This is a genomic window from Stenotrophomonas maltophilia group sp. SKK55 (genome assembly GCF_057179845.1).
In genome coordinates, this window is sequence record NZ_JBXUHP010000056.1 from 183,664 (window position 1) to 202,680 (window position 19,017).

A 19,017-nucleotide genomic window follows, 5' to 3' on the forward strand; every position below is an offset into this window, starting at 1 on the left:
CGGGGCGCCCTTTTCTCTTTGTAACGCGTGGCTGCTGCATTTCCCGGCTAGCCAGCCACGCCAGCCTGTGCAGCGTAGTGCGCCGCAAGGTGCTCGACCAGCGCGCGCACCTTGGGCGCGAGCGCACGTGCATGCGGGTACAACGCGAAGTAGCGCCGCTGGCCGGCATGCCAGGCCGGCAGCACGCGGATCAGACGACCGGCGCGCAGGTCCTCCTGCACCGTCAACGCGGTGAACAGGCTGATGCCCATTCCGGCCAGCGCGGCGGCGTACAGCGCAGGCGTGGCATCCACGCGCAGGCGCTGCCCGGCTTCAACGCTCACGCAGGCGCCGCGCGGCCCCTGTAACTGCCAGGGCGGCATTGACGGCGTGGGACTGAAACCCAGCAGCGTGTGCTGCTCCAGATCCGCAGCCTGCCGCGGCAGGCCATGCCGGGCCAGGTAGGCCGGTGCGGCGACCAGGATGCGCGGGCAGCTGGCCAGCTCGCGCGCGACCAGCTGGCTGTCCGGCAATGAAGCTGCAATGCGCAGCGCCAGGTCGAAACCACCGCCCACCACATCGACCAGCTGATCATCCGCCGACAGGTCCAGCGTGACCTGCGGGTAACGCTGCAGGAACGAGGGCAGCCAATGCGGCAGTTCCTGGCTGGCCACTACCTGCGGCACGCTGATCCGCACCCTGCCACTGGGTTGCGCCTGCCCGGCGCGGGCACGATCGTCCGCCTCCTGCAGGCGGTCCAGCAGCGTTGCCGCCTCGCGGTAGTAATCGCGCCCGGCCTCGGTCAACGACAGCCGACGGCTGTTGCGATCGAGCAGGCGTACCTGCAGGTGTTCTTCCAGCTGCCGCAGCTGCCGCGACATCGCCGAGTGGGTGGTCCCCAGGCGCTCGGCGGCCGCAGTGAAACTGCCCGCGTCAACGATGGCGCGCAGCGCACGCAGGGCGGCGAAGTGATCCATCGGCGGGCAGCTCCACGTGGCGGAGCCCGCGGCATGCGGGCCCCGCCAGCTTATCAAGCGCCGTCACCGGCCTTGCGTACCGGCAGCGCCAGGATCGCGCCAGTCGTCATGACATCGCCGAAGGTGTCCTCGATCTGGGCCAGAGAGGCTTCATGCAGCGCGCGATGGCCGATGCGCTGGCCGCCGGCCAGGTCCAGGTCGCGGCTGGCGGTGGCATCGCCGGCCACGATCACCCGGTAGCCGCGTGGCGCCGCGGCGGCATCGCGCGCAGCCCCCACTACACAGGCATGGGTCTGCAGGCCGGTGATGATCAGGGTGTCGATGCCGGCGCTCTTCAGTACCTGGTCGAGCACGGCTGCGGACGCGCCGGCGAACACGCTGACATTGTCCTTCTGCACCACGGTCTCGCCCTGGCGCGGCTGCAGGTCGCGATGGAAGGCGGCATTGACGCTGCCCTGCGCGAACAGGGGTGCGCCGGCCGGCAGCACGTGCTGGACATGGATCACGCGGATGCCGTGGGCATCGGCGAATTCGACTACCCGCTTGGCCTGGCGCAGTGCGGCCACGCCATCGGGAATGACCATGCGGCCACCCGCAAAGCCCGGTACGGCCTTGGCATCGAAGTACTCGTTCTGGAAGTCGATCACCAGCACGGCAGTCTTCGCCGCATCCAGCGAGGTCGCGACCGGCGCACCCGCCATATGGCGGATGGTGGGATGGGCCGGCTCGGCAGCAGCAACCGGGAGGGTGGCGGTCATTCCGATCAGGCTGGCCAGGCCGAAGGCGGTGAGGTTCATGTTCAAGCTCCGGTGCATTGGGAAGTGGGCACAGGATGCGGAGCGGATGGCGCACGAACCAGCCGTGTAACAGCACATGATCTGTGCGATATCAGCACAGAGCGCTTCTGTAGAGTCGAGCCATGCTCGACTCTACAGAGGCGGAAAAACGCAACGGGGCGCCCGAAGGCGCCCCGCTGTGGATCCGACCGAGGTCGGCCGGCCGCTTACAGGCGGCTGGCAATTGCCTTGGCAAAGCTCATGGTGGTGCCGGTGCCACCCAGGTCGCCGGTCAGCGAATCCTTGGCTTCCATGGTCGCCACGATGGCCTTGCGCAGGCGCTCGGCGTTTTCCGGCTGGCCGATGTGGTCCAGCATCTGCGCGGCCGCCAGCAGCAGCGCGCACGGATTGGCCTTGCCCTGGCCGGCGATGTCCGGCGCGGTGCCGTGCACGGCTTCGAAGATCGCCGCATCCTTGCCGATGTTGGCGCCCGGAGCCAGGCCCAGGCCGCCGACCAGGCCGGCGCACAGGTCGGAGATGATGTCGCCGAACAGGTTGGTGGTGACGATCACATCGAACTGTTCCGGGCGCATCACCAGCTGCATGCAGCAGTTGTCGACGATCATTTCCTGGAACTCGATGTCCGGGTACTGCGCGGCGACTTCACGGGCGACATTCAGGAACAGGCCCGAGGTCGACTTGATGATGTTGGCCTTGTGCACGGCGGTGACCTTCTTGCGGCCGGTGCTCTTGGCCAGCTCGAAGGCGTAGCGCACGATGCGCTCGGAGCCCTTGCGGGTGATGCGGGTGCCGGAGAAGGCGGTCTCGCCGTCGGCCGACACTTCCTGGCCTTCGGCCAGGTAGGCACCTTCGGTGTTCTCACGGACGGTGATCAGGTCGACGTTGTCGAAACGCGACTTGGTGTTCGGGAAGGTGTGGGCCGGACGCACGTTGGCGTACAGGTCGAAATGACGTCGCAGGCTGACGTTGATCGAGGTGAAGCCACCACCGACCGGGGTGGTCAGCGGGCTCTTCAGCGCGACCTTGTTGCGCGCGATCGATTCCAGGGTCACCGCCGGCATCAGGTCGCCGTGCTTTTCCAGGGCCACCAGGCCGGCGTCGGCGTCTTCGTACTCCAGGCCAGTCTTGAGCTGGTCGAGCACGAACAGGGTGGCGTCCATGATTTCCGGGCCAATGCCGTCGCCGCGGATGACCGTAATTTTCTGCGTCATTGATCGATGTTCCGAACAGGGGGAAAAACGCCGTCCGGACGTGCCCGGAAACGCCGGCGCAAAGGAAGTTTCACCGGCAATTATGCCTTAGCCGGGCCCGGCTACCCAAGTAGACCATGGTCCTGACCCCGGCAAAGGCATAATTGCCCGTGCATTCCTCCTCTTCCCCCGCCTGTCGGCGCGCCCCTTCAACAAGAAGGGGCTCTTGGGCGGTTGGATCGCGGGAAATGCCCCGGCGCGCGGCCGTGATCCGGTAGCGCCGGGCCATGCCCGGCGGCTTTTCGTTCACGTCTCCGCCGGGCATGGCCCGGTGCTACCTCAGTGCTCGTGCGCGGCTGGCGCGGCGGCGCCGCCTTCGAGCTGGTCGAGGAAGTCGACCGCGCGGCGCAGGTGCGGGATCACGATGGAGCCGCCCACCACCAGGCCGACCGAGAAGGTCTCGAAGAACTCCTCACGGGTCACCCCGGCGTCCTTGCACTGGGCCACGTGGTAGCTGATGCAGTCGTCGCAGCGCAGCACCATCGAGGCCACCAGGCCCAGCAGCTCCTTGGTCTTCACGTCCAGCGCGCCGGCCTGGTAGGTCTGCGTATCCAGCGCGAAGAAGCGGCGCACCACCTGGTTCGGTTCGCCCAGGATGCGCTCGTTCATGCGCTTGCGGAACTCGGTGAACTCGGCGATGCGGTCCTTGCTGCCGTCGTCGGCCGCGCTCATGCCTGGCCCTGCCCGGCCAGCAGCGGCTCGAGCTTGCCTTCACGGTGCAGGGCCATCATGTCGTCGTAGCCGCCGACATGGACGTCGCCGACGAAGATCTGCGGCACGCTGGTGCGGCGGGTCAGCGCCATCATCTTCTCGCGCTCGGCCGGGTCCAGGTCGATGCGGACCTCGGTCCACTGCTGGCCCTTGCTCTTCAGGAAGTTCTTGGCGGCCACGCAGTACGGGCAGACGGCAGTGGAATAGATGGTGATGGCGGGGGCACCGCCGGCGGTCTGGGCTGTCACGGGAAACTCCACGATGGATCGACGGTCTACATATGGTACCGGTGCGCTGGAATTTCCACGCCACGGCCGCAACACTGTGGATTAACGAATGGTTGCCCCCCGCCCTGCCACGCTTGGTGCGCCCCGCCCGAGGACCTTCTGCTTGCGAGCCCTGCTGCTGACTACCGCCGTCACCCTGGCCCTGGCCATGCCGCTGGCCCAGGCCCAGGAGAAGCTGCCCGACATCGGCTCTTCGGCCGGCGAGCTGCTGACCCCGGCCCGCCAGGCCGAGTACGGCGCGATGATGCTGCGCGAGCTGCGCAACTACGGCTACCTGCTGGAAGATCCGCTGGTCAACGACTGGCTGCAGACCATGGGTACCCGGCTCGGCTCCAACAGTGACCAGCCGCGGCAGCCGTACACCTTCTTCGTGATGAACGACCGCCAGATCAACGCGTTCGCCACGCTGGGCGGCTACATCGGGGTCAATGCCGGACTGGTGCTGACCGCCGAGCGCGAGGACGAGGTTGCTGCGGTGCTGTCCCACGAAATCGCCCACGTCACCCAGCAGCACGTGCTGCGCGGTGTCGAGCGCGCCCAGCGCGACCAGATCCCGATCCTGCTGGGCATGCTGGCGGCGGTAGTGGCCGCCCAGGCCAGCAACAGCACGTCGTCCGGCAACGCGACGATGGCGGCGATCAGCTCGGGCATGGGCCTGATGCAGCAGCGGCAGATCAACTACACCCGCTCCAACGAGTCCGAGGCCGACCGCCTCGGCATCCGCACACTGTCGCGCAGCGGCTACGACGTGGATGCCATGGCCGGCTTCTTCGAGCGGATGTCGGCAGCCATGCGCGGCAACGAAGGCGGCTACAGCGTGCCCGAGTTCCTGCGCACCCACCCGGTCAACATCACCCGCATCAGCGAGGCCAAGTCCCGCGCCCAGCAGATGAAGAAGGATACGGTGCTTCTCACCACCAGCACCCCCACCGGCGAGCGCAAGGAGCGGGTGGACCCGGCCGATCCCAGCCTGGGCGAGCCGCTGCTGCGCGGCAACAACCCGCTGCTGCCCGGCAGTGTGCTGCGCCTGCCGATCGGCCAGCTCAACCGTGGCGCCAGCGGTGACTTCGAGTGGGCGCGTGAGCGCCTGCGCGTGCTCAGCGCGGACTCCACCCCCGAGCTGGAGCGTGAGTACGCCGACCTGGCCAAGCGGCAGAAGGACGGCCTCAACGATGCGCAGCGCTACGGCCAGGCGCTGGCGGTGATGCGCGGTGGCCGTGCCGGTGCCGGCCAGGCCCGGCAGACCCTGGCCGGCCTGCTGCAGAGCCACCCCGGCAACCTGTGGCTGGCGCTGGGCCTGGGCGAGGCGGAGTCGCGCGCAGGCCAGGCGGCCCAGGCCAACAGCCGCTTCGAGCAATTGTTGCGCGAACACCCCAACAGCCGCCCGGTGGCACTGACCTATGCCGAGATCCTGAACGAACAAGGCAGCCGCGAAGCCGGCCAGCGTGCGCAGGCGATGCTGCGCCCGCTGCTGTCGCAAAGTGGTAACGATCCGGTCTTCCAGCAGCGTTTCGCCCGCGCCAGCGAGTTGGCTGGCGACAGCGTGCGCGCCAGCGAGGCCTATGCCGAGGCCGCCTTCCTCAGCGGGCGGCCAGAACAGGCGCTGATGCAGCTGCAGGCGCTCAAGCGCAACCCGGCGCTGGATTACATCGGCCGCGCGCGGGTTGACGCGCGCATCGAATCGATCACCCCGACGGTGCTGGAACTGCGCCGGCAGGGCGTGCAGGACCCGGATCTGGACCGTCGCTGAGCACCGCATGACCGGCCGATGGCAATCCAGGCCGGTTCCGGCCAGGTAGTCACAAACATGTCATCAAACCGTAGTCTACTGGCACCACTCCAGTAACCGAGCCCTACGGTGTCCTCGTGCAGAAACGCATCCTGATCGTCGATGACGAGCCCGCGATCCGTGAAATGGTCGCCTTCGCCCTTCGCAAGGGCGATTACGAACCGGTCCACGCCGGCGATGCCCGGGAGGCCCAGACCGCGATCGCCGATCGCGTTCCCGACCTGATCCTGCTGGACTGGATGCTGCCCGGCACCAGCGGCCTGGACCTGGCCCGTCGCTGGCGCAAGGAAACGCTGACCCGCGAAGTGCCGATCATCATGCTGACCGCCCGCGGCGAGGAGAACGATCGCGTCGGGGGCCTCGAGGCCGGTGTCGATGACTATGTGGTCAAGCCGTTCTCGGCACGCGAACTGCTGGCCCGCATCCGCGCAGTCATGCGCCGCGCCCGCGAAGATGACGAGGACGGCAGCGTAGCCGTCGGCCCGATCCGTATCGACGGCGCCGCCCATCGCGTGTTCGCCAACGACCAGCCGGTGCCGATCGGCCCGACCGAATACCGCCTGCTGCATTTCTTCATGACCCACCCGGAGCGCGTCTACACCCGCGCGCAGCTGCTGGACCATGTGTGGGGCGGCAGCGTTTACGTGGAGGAACGCACCATCGACGTGCATATCCGGCGCCTGCGCAAGACGCTGGAGCCGTTCAACGCCGAGAACATGGTGCAGACCGTGCGCGGCGCCGGATACCGCTTCTCCACTGCCACCTGAGTCTCGTCGTGCCGGCACCGCGCACTTACAGGTGCCGGTGCGGGCAACTCTGCTATAACCCTCGGTTCACCCCAGTGAACCGCCGCACCTCAACGACGAGATCGCAATGCCCCGCCACATCCGCTCTGCCTGGTTGAAGACCCTGGCCACCGTTGCCGCGGTGCTGCTGTTCGCCGGACTGGTGGGGTGGTTCACGGGCCATCTGTGGTTGTGCATCGCACTGGGCGCGCTGGCGACCCTGGCCTGGCATTACTGGCGCCTGCGCAGCGTTCTGCGCCGGCTGACCGCTCGCCAGCGCTGGGACACCGCCGAAGAAGGCACCGGCGTCTGGAACGAACTGGACCGCCTGCTGTACCGCAACCAGGTGGAAATGCGCGTGCGCAAGCGCCGCCTGCTGGACATGCTGCGCAGCTACCGCGCCGCCGCCGCCGCGCTGCCCGATGCTGTCGTCGTGCTGGATCGCAACAGCCAGCGCGTGCAGTGGTTCAACGAAGCGGCCACCGCCCTGCTCGGCCTGCACCATCCCGGCGACCTTGGCGAGGCCCTGGTCGAGCGCCTGCAGCCGATGCCGCTGGCGCACTGGCTGGCCGGTGGCCGCAATGCCGAGCCCATCCTGGACGTACCCTCGCCGGTCGATCCGGCGATCCGCCTGAACCTGCGCCTGATTCCCTATTCGTCGGACTACTGGCTGCTGATCGCGCGTGACGTCAGCAAGCTGCTGCGCCTGGAGCAGGTGCGGCGGGATTTCGTCGCCAACGTTTCACACGAGCTGCGCACGCCGCTCACCGTGGTCCACGGCTACCTGGACATGATGGACCCGGAGGATTTCCCGGGAACCGGACCGATGCTGGAAGAAATGCGCAAGCAGAGCCAGCGCATGGCCCAGCTGGTGGAAGACCTGCTGACCCTGTCGCGCCTCGAATCGCAGGAACACAGCGAGGACGAGACCGTGGCCATGCAGCCGATGCTGGCCACCCTGCGCCGCGAAGCCGAAGCGCACAGCCAGGGCCGCCACCAGATCAGCATCGACGACCTGGCCGGCGTTGACCTTCAGGGCTCGACCAAGGAGCTGCACAGCGCCTTCTCCAACCTGGTCACCAATGCGGTGCGCTATACGCCGGCCGGTGGCCGCATCGCGGTGGAGTTCCGCCGCGAGGGCGACGGTGCGGTGCTGGCGGTGCGTGACTCCGGCTACGGCATCCCGGCCACCCACCTGCCGCGCCTGACCGAACGCTTCTACCGTGTCTCCAGCAGCCGCTCGCGCGAAAGCGGTGGTACCGGCCTGGGCCTGTCCATCGTCAAGCACATCCTCGGCCTGCACCACGCACGGCTGGAAATTGAAAGCGAAGTCGGCAAGGGCTCGGTGTTCTCCTGCCATTTCGATGCCGACCACGTGCGCCCGCGCGAGTCCGCCCCCCTGACCTCCATCGAAGAATGACGCCATGAGCAGCCTCGGATCCCTCCCCCTCCCCGTGAGCCCGGACAGCGATCCGTTGCGCGACCCGGCGCTGTACATCAATCGCGAACTGTCACAGCTGGATTTCAACTTCCGCGTACTGGCCCAGGCGATGGACCCGCAGGTGCCGCTGCTGGAGCGCCTGCGCTTCATGTGCATCTCCTGCACCAACCTCGACGAGTTCTTCGAGATCCGTGCCGCCGCCGTGCGCCACGCGCAGGAGTACGGCCTGCCACCCGCACCGGACGGGATGAGCCCGCAGGCCATCCTGAGCGCCATCCATGACCGCGCCGCCGAACTGGTGGACCAGCAGTACCGTTGCTGGAACGAGACGCTGCGGCCGGCGCTGATGGAGGCCGGCATCGGCGTGCTCGGCCGCCACTCCTGGACCGACCGCCAGAAGCGCTGGCTGCGCGCCTACTTCCGCAACGAGATCATGCCGGTGCTGTCGCCACTGGGCCTGGACCCGGTGCACCCGTTCCCGAAGATCCTCAACAAGTCGCTGAACATCGTGGTGGTGCTCAAGGGCACCGATGCGTTCGGCCGCGCCGGCCACCTGGCCATCGTGCGTGCGCCGCGCTCGTTGCCGCGCATCATCCAGCTGCCGGAAAAGCTCGGCGGGCCCCAGAACTTCGTGTTCCTCTCGTCGGTGCTGTCGACCTTCGTCGATGAGCTGTTCCCGGGCATGGAAGTCCAGGGCGCCTACCAGTTCCGCGTCACCCGCAATTCCGAGCTGGTGGTGGACGAGGAGGAAGTGGAGAACCTGGCGCTGGCACTGCGCGACGAACTGGTCGACCGCGGCTACCGGCCAGCGGTGCGGCTGGAGATCGCGCACGACATGCCGCGCGAGATCGTGCGGACCCTGCTGCAGAATTTCGGCCTGACCGAGAACGCGGTGTACCGCATCGATGGCCCGGTCAACCTCAACCGCATCATCCAGCTGTACGACCTGATCGCGCAACCGGACCTGAAGTACCCGCCGATGACACCGCGCACGCTGCGCGACAGCGACGGCATCTTCGAGACCACGGCGCGCCAGGACCTGCTGCTGCACCACCCGTTCGATGCCTTCACCGCGGTGCTGGACCTGATCCGGCAGGCGGCGATAGATCCGAACGTACTGGCGATCAAGCAGACCCTGTACCGCACCGGCAAGGATTCGCTGATCGTCGACGCGCTGATCCAGGCCGCACGCAACGGCAAGGACGTGACCGTGGTGGTCGAACTGCGCGCCCGCTTCGACGAAGAAGCCAACCTCGGCCTGGCCGATCGCCTGCAGGAAGCCGGCGTGCAGGTGGTGTACGGCGTGGTCGGCTACAAGACCCACGCCAAGATGCTGCTGATCGTGCGCCGCGAGGGCCGCAAGCTGCGCCGCTACGTGCACCTGGGTACCGGCAACTACCACAGCGGCACCGCCCGCGCGTATACCGACATCAGCCTGATCACCGCCGATGCGGACATCGGCAATGACGTGCACCTGCTGTTCCAGCAGCTGTCCGGGCTGGCGTCGAAGATGAAGCTCAAGCGCCTGCTGCAGTCGCCCTTCACCCTGCACACCGGCATCCTCGGCCGCATCGAGCGCGAGACGCGCATCGCCGCCGCCGGCCGCCCGGCGCGGATCATCGCCAAGATGAACGCACTGAACGAACCGCAGGTGGTGCGCGCGCTGTACGCCGCGTCGCAGGCCGGCGTGCAGATCGACCTGATCATCCGCGGCGCCTGCACGCTGCGACCGGGCGTGCCGGGCATCTCGGACAACATCCGCGTGCGCTCGATCGTCGGCCGCTTCCTGGAACACAGCCGCGTCTACTGGTTCGGCAACGACGGCGCACCGGAAATGTACTGCGCCAGCGCGGATTGGCTGGAACGCAACCTGCTGCGCCGGGTCGAGACCTGCTTCCCGATCCTCGATCCGGAACTGGCCAAGCGGGTCTACCGCGAAGTCCTGCAGAACTACCTTGACGACAACCTCAACGCCTGGGAGCTGGATGCCGACGGCATCTACCACAAGCGTGCCCCGGCCCACGACGAAGCGCCGCATTCGGCACAGATGGCGTTGATGCAGGGGCTCTGACCCGGTGTGTCGACCAGGGTCGACACCTACCAGGAGCGGGAGGTGCCGCCCCCCTTGCAGTCCCGCCGCGCTCCCCTCTTCCAAAATGTGAAGGCCGCGCGGTGACGAGCACACCGCCCCTTCGGCTAACATTCGTCCATGCCGCACACCACCACGACTCCGCCCGCATTGCAGGATGGCGACCTGCTGGCCGCCATCGACCTTGGCTCCAACAGTTTCCACATGGTCATCGCGCGCTATACGCTCGGCCAGCTGCGGGTGATCGACCGCCTGCGCGAGACGGTGCGCATGGCCGATGGCCTGGATGGCAAGGGTGGTCTCTCTTCCGCTGCACGCCAACGTGCACTGGAATGCCTGGCCCGCTTCGGTCAGCGCATCCGCAATGTGCCGCCGCACCGGGTGCGCGCGCTGGCCACCAACACTGTGCGCCAGCTGCGCTCGCCGCAGTCGTTCCTGGTACCGGCCGAAACCGCACTGGGGCATGCCATCGAAGTGGTCAGCGGGCGCGAAGAAGCGCGCCTGATCTACCTGGGCGTGGCCCACGCGCAACCGCCCAAGCCCGGCCAGCGCCGGCTGGTGATCGACATCGGCGGTGGCTCCACCGAGTTCATCATCGGCATGGGCATGCAGACCCTGGAGCGCGAAAGCCTGCAGGCCGGCTGCATCGCCAGCACCCGGCGCTTTTTCCCCGGCGGCAAGCTGAGCAAGAAGCGCTGGAAGGACGCGCTGGCCGAGATTGGCCGCGAGTTCCAGCCTTTCGCCAGCAAGTACCGCGCGCTGGGCTGGCAGGAAGCGTTGGGCTCTTCGGGCACGCACAAGGCGATCAGCGAGATCTGCGCGACGATGAAGCTGAGCAAGGGCGCCATCACCGCCGAGGCCCTGCCGCAGCTGCGCGATGAACTGCTGAAGGCCAAGAAGATCGACGACATCCAGCTGCCGGGCCTGTCAAGCGACCGCCGCCCGATCATCGCCGGCGGCATCCTGGTGCTGGAAGCGGCCTTCCAGGCGCTGGGCCTGCAGAAGCTGCTGGTCAGCAAGGCGGCGATGCGCGAAGGCATCCTGTATGACATCGTCGGCCGCGCCGGCGAAAACGACCTGCGTGACGAATCGGTGGCTGCGCTCAGCCAGCGCTACGGTATCGATACCGTCCAGGCCGAGCGCGTGCAGGACACCGCACTGTCCCTGCTGGAACAGGTGCAGGAGCGCTGGAGGCTCGATGCCGACGATGCGCGCATGCTCGGCTGGGCCGCGCGCCTGCACGAGCTGGGCCTGATGATCGCGCACAGCGGCTACCACGTGCATGGCAGCTATGTGCTGGAACACTCGGATATCGCCGGCTTCTCGCGCCAGGAGCAGCAGATGCTGGCGGCTCTGGTGCGCAGCCACCGCCGCAGCGTGACCAAGACCGCCTTCGACGCCCTGCCCGAGCGACTGCTGCTGACCGCACGCCGGCTGGCGGCCCTGCTGCGGCTGGCGGTGCTGCTCAACCGCGCCCACGAAGACGATCCGCTGCCGGCACTGGAATTGACCGCCGACGACAACCGGCTGTCGCTGATCGTGCCGCAGGCCTTCATCGATGCCCGCCCGCTGCTGCGCGCGGACCTGATCGGCGAGACCGATGGCATCGCCGGGCTGGGCATCCAGTTCCGTCCGTTCGTGGCCTGAATACGCTGTCCGCTGTTGTCCACAGGACAATTGGGGTGACGCATTTCCCACTCCCACTTTGCGCAGTCTGGCGGTTTTTTGTGCTGCTCCGCAACACAACGGCGGGCTGTGGGCAATCGCTGCCATCACGTAAGCACCTGCTTTTGTTCACGTTTTGTGAAGACTGGCGCGGCCGCGTGACATAAATGGATACGAACTCTTTACAGAGCATTAACTAACGAGACTACTATCGGGTCACCGGCTCGGTCATCGACCCTGCTGGCTCCTTCGACGCCCCCTTTGGCGTCCTGTGCACGACCTGAGAGAGAGAGAGCTCGCCATGACTTCACGCACCACCGCACTGGGGCAGGCCATCCGCTACGCCCTGGCTACCACTGCAGCGCTGGCGGCGCTGCCCGCGTTTGCCCAGGAAGGCAGCAACGCCAACCCGACCAACCTCGACCGCATCGAGATCACCGGCTCGCGCATCCGCCAGGTGGACGTGGAAACCGCACAGCCGGTGTTCGCGATCAGCCGCAACGACATCGAAAAGCAGGGGTTCAGCTCGGTTGCCGACATCCTGCAGAACGTCACCGCGATGGGCAGCCCGACCATCAGCCGCGCCAATGCGCTGACCGCAGGCGAGAACGCGGGCGGCACCTACATCGACATGCGCAACCTGGGCACCCAGCGCACCCTGGTGCTGGTCAACGGCAAGCGCCTGGGCATCAGCACGTCCGGCTACCAGGACATCTCCACGCTGCCGGTGTCCGCCGTGGAACGCATCGAGGTGCTGAAGGACGGCGCCTCTGCGATCTATGGCTCCGACGCCATGGCCGGTGTGGTGAACATCATCACCCGTTCCAATGTCACCGGTGTGACTGCCAACGTCTACCACGGCCAGTACAGCCAGGGCGACGGCGCGCGTGACCGCTTCGACGTGGTCGCCGGCTGGAGCAACGATCGCGTGTCGTTGACCCTGTCCGCCGAGCATGCCGAAGAGAAGGGCGTGTGGGCGCGCGATCGCGGCTTCAGCAAGTACGGCATGACCGATCGCCATCCGTACGACAGCAGCAACTGGACCACGATCAGCCAGTACGGCCAGTTCACCGGTCTGCGAGGCCCGGGCTGTACCGCCACTGCGGGTTGCGGCTATTCCCTCAACCGCGGCGCGGATCCCACCAACCCGGCCAATTACCACCTCACCGATACCACGCCTTTCACCGGTGACGTGAGCAACGCCAACGACCAGATGCATGTGATGTATCCGGTCAAGCGCGACTCGGTCTATTTCGACGGCCGCTTCAAGATCACCGACAACGTCAACTTCCGCACCGAGCTGGGCTACAACAAGCGTGAGTCCACCCGCCAGATCGCGGGCTATCCGCTGCAGTCGAGCACCGCCGGTGTCGGCTCGATGTCGATCAACAGCTACTTCAACCCGTTCGGCCGCCAGCACGGTTACGCCAACCCGACCGCCGTGGCCTGGAACCGCCGCACCTGGGAAGTGCCGCGCGTGACCACCAGCGAGCTGAAGACCTACCGCGCGGTGGCGTCGTTCGACGGTTCGTTCGAGATCGGCAGCCGCTACTTCGACTGGGAAGTGGGCTACCAGTACAACCGCAATGAACTGGAATCGGTGGCCACCGGCAACCTGCACAAGGGTCGCGTCGCCGGCGGCGTCGGCCCGTCGTTCTACAACGCCGCTACCGGCAAGGTGCAGTGCGGTACCGCCGCTGCACCGATCTCCTATGACGTGTGCAAGCCGTGGAACCCGTTGGTTCCGTACGGCACGACGGCTGCCGATGGCCTGTACGGCAACGAAGAGCTGCAGGCGTGGCTGTTCCCGGAAGAGATCACCAAGGGCCGCACCACCTCCAAGAACTTCTTTGCCAACATCGCTGGCAGCATCGTGACCCTGCCGGCTGGCGATCTCGGCTTCGCCTTCGGCGTGGAAAGCCGCAAGGAAGAAGGCAAGTACACCCCGGATGCCCTGGCCCAGACCGGCGCTACCACCAACCTGGCCGCAGGCCCGACCGGCGGTGACTACACCGTCAACGAGGCCTACCTGGAAGTGAACGTTCCGGTGCTGGCCGACCTGCCGGGCGCGAAGGAACTGACCTTCAATGGCGCAACCCGCTTCTCGGACTACAACACCTTCGGCAACACGCTCAACAGCAAGTTCGGCTTCAAGTGGAAGCCGATCGACTCGCTGATGGTGCGTGGCACCTGGGCCGAGGGCTTCCGTGCACCGACCATCAGCGACCTGTTCGGTGGTGGCTCGGAGACCTTCGCGCAGTTCAGCGATCCGTGCGACACCCGTTTCGGTTCCTCGGCCTCCAGCGCCGAAGTCCGTGCACGTTGCGCACGCGACATCGCCAATGCGAATACCTTCCGCCAGCTGCGCCAGGGCGGCACCCCGGTGAACACGTCGACGGACGCGACGCCGGTGCCGTTCACCTCCGGGTCCAACCCGCTGCTGACGCCGGAAACCTCGACCAGCAAGACCCTGGGCCTGGTCTGGAGCCCGAGCTTCATCCAGGGCTTCAACGCCTCGCTGGACTGGTGGAAGATCCGCATCGACAACACGATCATCGCCGACACGCCGACCCAGATCCTGCAGGACTGCTACGAGTCGGGCATCGAAGCGCGCTGCTCGCGCTTCCAGCGTGACCCGGTGACCGGCATCGTGACCAACCTGAAGTTCGGCAACCGCAACGCGGGCTTCATGGAAACCGAAGGCTACGACCTGGACGTGAGCTACCGTCTGGACACCCGGTTCGGCAAGTTCAACGTGAACTCGGCCACCACCTACGTGTCCAGTGCGACCTACCGCACCTCCAACGACAACTCGATCGTTCCGATCGTCACCAACGGCATCGGCAGCGCCTTCCGCGTCCGTTCCAACCTGGTGCTGGGCTACGAGCGGGGCAACTTCGGCGCGAGCTGGACCGCGCGTTACTACTCGGGCGTGAAGGAAACCTGCTCGAACATCGCGCTGTACCCGGACGAATGCTCGGATCCGGGTGTGTATGCACCGTGGTACAAGGGCGCCCGCAACTACAACGAGCGTGGTGCGGTCACCTTCCACGACGTGCAGGTGCGTTACTCGCTGCCGTGGGATGCCACCGTGTCGGTCGGTGCCAACAACGTGTTCGAAAAGACCGGCCCGATCATGTACAGCAAGCCGAACTCGGCCTTCTCGTACTACGGTGGCTACGACATCGGCCGCTTCGTCTACATGAAGTACCAGCAGCGCTTCTGATCCATCGCGCTGTGACATGAAGCACCAGGACCACGGCCCTTCGGGGCCGTGGTTTTTTGTTGGCCGCAGCGCCCCTGCGGTGGCCGGCGCCCCCGTCATCTGACGGTCGCAAAGCGGTCATGTCGGCTACATCGCCAGGCCCGAGCATGCCGGAAACCGGGAGGCCCGCCATGCGCTATGCCATCGTCACCGAGACCTATCCGCCGGAAGTCAACGGCGTCGCCCTCACCGTACAGGGCCTGGAGCAGGGTCTGCGTGCAGCCGGACACGAGATCGACCTCGTCCGCCCCCGCCAGTCCACCGAAGCGCTGGATTCGGCACCCGGCACCTTGCTGGTTCCCGGCGCTGCCCTGCCCCGCTACCCCGGCCTGCGCTTCGGCCTGCCAGCCCCGATCCGGCTGGGCCGCCATTGGCAGAATCAGCGCCCTGATGCGGTCTACATCGCCACAGAAGGTCCACTCGGCTGGTCGGCACTGCGTACCGCACGCCGCCTCGGCATTCCGGTCGCCAGCGGCTTCCACACCCGCTTCGACGAGTACCTGCCCGACTATGGCGTGGCATGGCTGCAGGCCGCGGCCATGCGCTGGATGCGCCGCTTCCACAACCAGGCGGACGCTACCCTGGTGCCGACCCGCGAACTACAGCAGTTCCTCGGCGAACAGGGCTTCGAACGCGTGCGCCTGCTGGCCCGTGCGGTGGACAGCCAGCAGTTCGATCCGGGCCGGCGCGACCCTGCACTACGCGAGGAATGGGGCGTGGATGGCAACGGCCTGGTGGCGATCTATGTCGGCCGCATTGCTGCCGAGAAGAACCTCGGCCTGGCGGTGAAGGCATTCCGCCGCCTGCAGCAGATCCGGCCCAAGGCACGCTTTGTATGGGTGGGTGACGGCCCGGCCCGCGAGAAGCTGGCACATGAAAATCCCGATTTCATCTTCTGTGGCATCCAGCGCGGCGATGCGCTGGCCCGCCACTTCGCCAGCGGCGATCTGTTCCTGTTCCCCAGCCGCAGCGAGACATTCGGCAACGTGACTCTGGAAAGCATGGCCAGCGGTGTGGCCACCGTGGCCTTCGACTACGGCGCCGCGCGTGAGTACCTGCGCAACGGCGAGAACGGCGCAGCGGTGGACAGCGACGAGCAGTTCATCGAGGCCGCCGTGCAACTGGCCGCCGATGACGCGAAACGCCACGAACTGGGCGGCAATGCTGCACGCGCGATGAAGCGATTGCATCCACAGCAGGTGGTGGCCGAGTTCGATGCGTTGCTGGCCGAGCTTGCGCAGTCGCGGAGGAGCGGCCATGCGCACCACGCCGCTTGAACTGCTGGCAGGGCGCGAGGCGCGCTTGTGCCGGCGGGCGAACCATTACTGCCGGCGCCGCCGCGTGCGCCGCCTGTTCTCGGTCATCAGCCGTCTCGGCGATGGCGTGTTCTGGTATGTGCTGATGGCCGCGCTGGTGGTGCTGGATGGCTTCGATGGCCTGCGCGCCTCGGTGCACATGGCCGCCACCGGCCTGGCCGCATTGCTGCTGTACAAGGGCCTCAAGCGCTGGACGCGGCGCCCGCGGCCTTACGCGGCCGACCTGCGCATCCGCGCCTGGGTGGCGCCGCTGGACGAGTTCAGTTTCCCCTCCGGGCACACCCTGCACGCGGTGTCGTTCACCATCGTGGCACTGGCCTACTACCCGTGGCTGGCACCGCTGCTGGTGCCGTTCACCTGTGGCGTTGCGCTGTCGCGGGTGGTCCTGGGCCTGCACTATCCTTCCGATGTGCTCGCTGCCACGGGCATCGCCGTCCTGCTGGCTTCGGCCAGCCTGACCTGGCTGCCGCTGCCGGTGTAGCCCAGGGATCAGATCGCTTTTCCGCCGGAAAGGGATCCGACCCCGCCGCTCCCGCGGCGCTACCATCATCATTGATGGCCTAGAATGCAGGCATGACCACGTTGTTCATTTCCGACCTGCACCTGGACCCCAGCCGTCCGGAGATCACCGACCTGTTCCTGCGCTTCCTGCGCGAGCAGGCGCCCGGCGCCGATGCGCTGTACATTCTCGGCGACCTGTTCGAGGCCTGGATCGGCGACGACACGCCCTCTCCGGCCGCCGATGCGGTGGCCGATGCGTTGAAGGTGCTGTCCGACAGCGGCGTGCCCGTGTACTTCATCCGCGGCAACCGCGATTTCCTGCTTGGCGAGGATTACGCGCGCCGTGCCGGCCTGCGCATCCTGCCCGACCCGTGCGTGATCGAGCTGTACGGCCGCCCGGTGCTGCTGCAGCATGGTGACCTGCTGTGCACCGATGACATCCCCTACCAGCAGTTCCGTGCGCAGACCCGCGACCCGGTGTTCCAGGCGCAGTTCCTGTCGCAGCCGCTGGCCGCACGCATCGCCTTCGCGCAGAAGGCGCGCGAGGCCAGCCAGGCCCGCCAGTCGGAAATGAAGCAGGGCGATCGCGCGCAGTTCGAGACCGTCACCGACGTGGCCCCGTCCGAAGTCGATGCAACCTTCGTCCGCCACGGCGTGGACACCATGATCCACGGTCACACGCACCGCCCGGCGATCCACACGCTGCAGGCCGGCGGGCGCGCCTGCACCCGCATCGTGCTGGGCGACTGGTACGAACAGGGCTCGGTGCTGCGCGTGGATGCCAGTGGCTGGTCGCTGGATACCCTGCCCCGCGGGTAATTCCCGCCGGCAGGAAATCCGCGGCCGCACAAGGCGGCCGCGGACAGTACAGACTCAGCGGAAGGCCGCGATGGTGGCCTTGGTGTTGACCAGCACGCGCTGGTTGTCGGCGGTACTGGCGTTGCCCATCGGGATGCCGTTGTAGCTGATGTTCGGGTTGGACCAATAGTTCAGGCGCGGGCAGCTGCGGGTGCAGTTGTAGGCCATGATCGTGCGCCAGCCGGTGCCGCTGGACGGCTCATAGCGGTAGCCGTGGCCATAGGCGTAGGGCGATGTGCTCGGGTCGGTGGCGATGTCATGCCGCGCGCTCTGCAGGTGGCCGATCTCATGCGCGAATGAGTAGTAGCCGGTCGCGCAATCCCAGTACACCGCCGCGAACGCCGTCGACGCGGTCGAGCCGATCCCCGAGGCCAGGCCGCAGTAGGCACTGTTGTTGATCAGCAGCACGCCGACATCGGCCGCGGTGGTGTTGCGGCTGGTGTGGATGCTGTCCATGTAGCCGTCGCTGGTGCCACGGAAACGCGACAGGTCGGTGGTGAAGTTGCCGGACTCGCTGTAGTTGGTGGTCTCGTAACCGGCCAGTTGCAGCGTCAGGCCGACATTGCTGTTGCCGTAGCCCTGGTTGGACTCGGCTACCGCCAGCTGCACCAGCGACTGCATGTTGCCACCATAGGCGGCGACGGCGGCATTGGTCGCCACCACCAGCACACGGATGGTCGCCGGCGTACCGGACGAAGCCTGCGCGATGCCGATGCGATCGTTGTTGCCCATCGGGATCTTCGGCAGCTGGTTGTAGTCGGCCGGATGGTCGGCCGGCATCCGCGATTCATCCACTTCCACCAGCACGTGGCGGTTGCCCAACGGGCGCAGGCGATACAGCTTTCCCTCCTTGCGGATCGAGCCGGTGATGGTGTCGCCCGAGCGCACCAGGATCAGCGAATTGCCGGGGTCGTCCTGGCCGTTGGAGGTGGCCGCGGTCAGCTTGTCCGAGGGCGAACGGAACTGGCCGTACCAGATGCTGCCCCCATCGGGCAGTGCTTCGACCCTGCTGCGCACCGCCTGCACCCGCTGGCCGAGCAGTTCGAATTCCAGCTGCGGTTGTGCAGTGGCGGCTGCATCGACACGCACTTCCTGTACCGTCGCCGTGGACGGGGTGGCCAGCAGCTTGCCCAGTGCGGGCTCGCTGTTTGCCGATGCGCGGCTGATGACCGTCACCGGCTCGAACAACGGTGCCGCATGCGCGGCCGCTGCCACCGACAAACCCAACACCAGGCCACCTGCCGCTTTGCCAATCGATCTGGACAACATTGCGTCGCTCCTTGAATGATGTGAACAGCGTTGATGCA

At 66.9% G+C, this 19,017-nt stretch carries 15 protein-coding genes; 9 read left to right on the forward strand and 6 right to left on the reverse strand.

Translation table 11 applies throughout. From position 1 onward, the window contains the following. Positions 1 to 47 precede the first annotated feature (47 nt). The 5 genes from AC2A1N_RS17630 to grxC all read right to left on the reverse strand — a co-directional run bounded on the left by AC2A1N_RS17630 (position 48) and on the right by grxC (position 3,962). Positions 48 to 956, reverse strand: a complete 909-nt coding sequence (locus AC2A1N_RS17630; RefSeq protein ID WP_061479947.1) for a LysR family transcriptional regulator — start codon at positions 954 to 956, stop codon at positions 48 to 50. Between the two features lie 53 nt (positions 957 to 1,009). Further along, the gene (locus tag AC2A1N_RS17635) at positions 1,010 to 1,753 is read right to left on the reverse strand and encodes a cysteine hydrolase family protein (protein WP_134968740.1); all 744 of its coding nucleotides are present in this window, start codon (positions 1,751 to 1,753) and stop codon (positions 1,010 to 1,012) included. 206 nt (positions 1,754 to 1,959) lie between these two features. After that, positions 1,960 to 2,964: an isocitrate dehydrogenase gene (locus tag AC2A1N_RS17640; RefSeq protein WP_012479261.1), complete on the reverse strand. Its 1,005-nt coding sequence runs from the start codon at positions 2,962 to 2,964 to the stop codon at positions 1,960 to 1,962. Between the two features lie 318 nt (positions 2,965 to 3,282). Then, complete coding sequence (locus AC2A1N_RS17645) at positions 3,283 to 3,675, reverse strand: carboxymuconolactone decarboxylase family protein (protein ID WP_004154542.1); 393 nt, start codon at positions 3,673 to 3,675, stop codon at positions 3,283 to 3,285. Further along, positions 3,672 to 3,962: a glutaredoxin 3 gene (gene grxC, locus AC2A1N_RS17650; protein ID WP_004154541.1), complete on the reverse strand. Its 291-nt coding sequence runs from the start codon at positions 3,960 to 3,962 to the stop codon at positions 3,672 to 3,674. Before grxC ends, AC2A1N_RS17645 begins: the two co-directional genes overlap by 4 nt. A 142-nt stretch (positions 3,963 to 4,104) precedes the next feature. Between grxC and AC2A1N_RS17655 the strand changes: the two genes are divergently transcribed. From AC2A1N_RS17655 to lpxH, 9 genes are all read left to right on the forward strand, one after another. Beyond that, positions 4,105 to 5,751: a M48 family metalloprotease gene (locus AC2A1N_RS17655; protein WP_456043960.1), complete on the forward strand. Its 1,647-nt coding sequence runs from the start codon at positions 4,105 to 4,107 to the stop codon at positions 5,749 to 5,751. A gap of 116 nt (positions 5,752 to 5,867) precedes the next feature. Continuing rightward, positions 5,868 to 6,557: a phosphate regulon transcriptional regulator PhoB gene (gene phoB, locus AC2A1N_RS17660; protein ID WP_005408258.1), complete on the forward strand. Its 690-nt coding sequence runs from the start codon at positions 5,868 to 5,870 to the stop codon at positions 6,555 to 6,557. Positions 6,558 to 6,663: 106 nt separating this feature from the next. After that, on the forward strand, positions 6,664 to 7,995 hold the full coding sequence (gene phoR / locus AC2A1N_RS17665) for a phosphate regulon sensor histidine kinase PhoR (RefSeq protein ID WP_061479944.1): 1,332 nt from the start codon (positions 6,664 to 6,666) through the stop codon (positions 7,993 to 7,995). Between the two features lie 4 nt (positions 7,996 to 7,999). Beyond that, on the forward strand, positions 8,000 to 10,087 hold the full coding sequence (gene ppk1 / locus AC2A1N_RS17670; RefSeq protein ID WP_484373033.1) for a polyphosphate kinase 1: 2,088 nt from the start codon (positions 8,000 to 8,002) through the stop codon (positions 10,085 to 10,087). A 138-nt stretch (positions 10,088 to 10,225) separates the two neighbouring features. Next, entirely contained in the window at positions 10,226 to 11,752 is a 1,527-nt protein-coding gene (ppx, locus tag AC2A1N_RS17675; RefSeq protein ID WP_005415458.1) for an exopolyphosphatase, read from the forward strand. A gap of 319 nt (positions 11,753 to 12,071) precedes the next feature. Beyond that, positions 12,072 to 14,996, forward strand: a complete 2,925-nt coding sequence (locus tag AC2A1N_RS17680) for a TonB-dependent receptor domain-containing protein (protein WP_061479942.1) — start codon at positions 12,072 to 12,074, stop codon at positions 14,994 to 14,996. A gap of 170 nt (positions 14,997 to 15,166) precedes the next feature. Next, positions 15,167 to 16,312 carry a glycosyltransferase family 4 protein gene (locus tag AC2A1N_RS17685; RefSeq protein ID WP_053500127.1) on the forward strand — a complete coding sequence of 382 codons (1,146 nt, stop codon included), beginning with the start codon at positions 15,167 to 15,169 and terminating at the stop codon, positions 16,310 to 16,312. Next, a complete protein-coding gene (locus tag AC2A1N_RS17690; protein WP_061479941.1) occupies positions 16,293 to 16,832 on the forward strand; it encodes a phosphatase PAP2 family protein in 540 nt (179 codons plus the stop codon). The genes AC2A1N_RS17685 and AC2A1N_RS17690 overlap by 20 nt, the downstream gene beginning before the upstream one ends. 92 nt (positions 16,833 to 16,924) lie before the next feature. Next, a complete protein-coding gene (lpxH, locus tag AC2A1N_RS17695; protein ID WP_061479940.1) occupies positions 16,925 to 17,671 on the forward strand; it encodes a UDP-2,3-diacylglucosamine diphosphatase in 747 nt (248 codons plus the stop codon). A gap of 54 nt (positions 17,672 to 17,725) precedes the next feature. On the opposite strand, the gene AC2A1N_RS17700 is transcribed toward lpxH, so the two are convergent. After that, positions 17,726 to 18,979 carry a M12 family metallo-peptidase gene (locus AC2A1N_RS17700; RefSeq protein ID WP_061479939.1) on the reverse strand — a complete coding sequence of 418 codons (1,254 nt, stop codon included), beginning with the start codon at positions 18,977 to 18,979 and terminating at the stop codon, positions 17,726 to 17,728. Between the last annotated feature and the right edge of the window lie 38 nt (positions 18,980 to 19,017).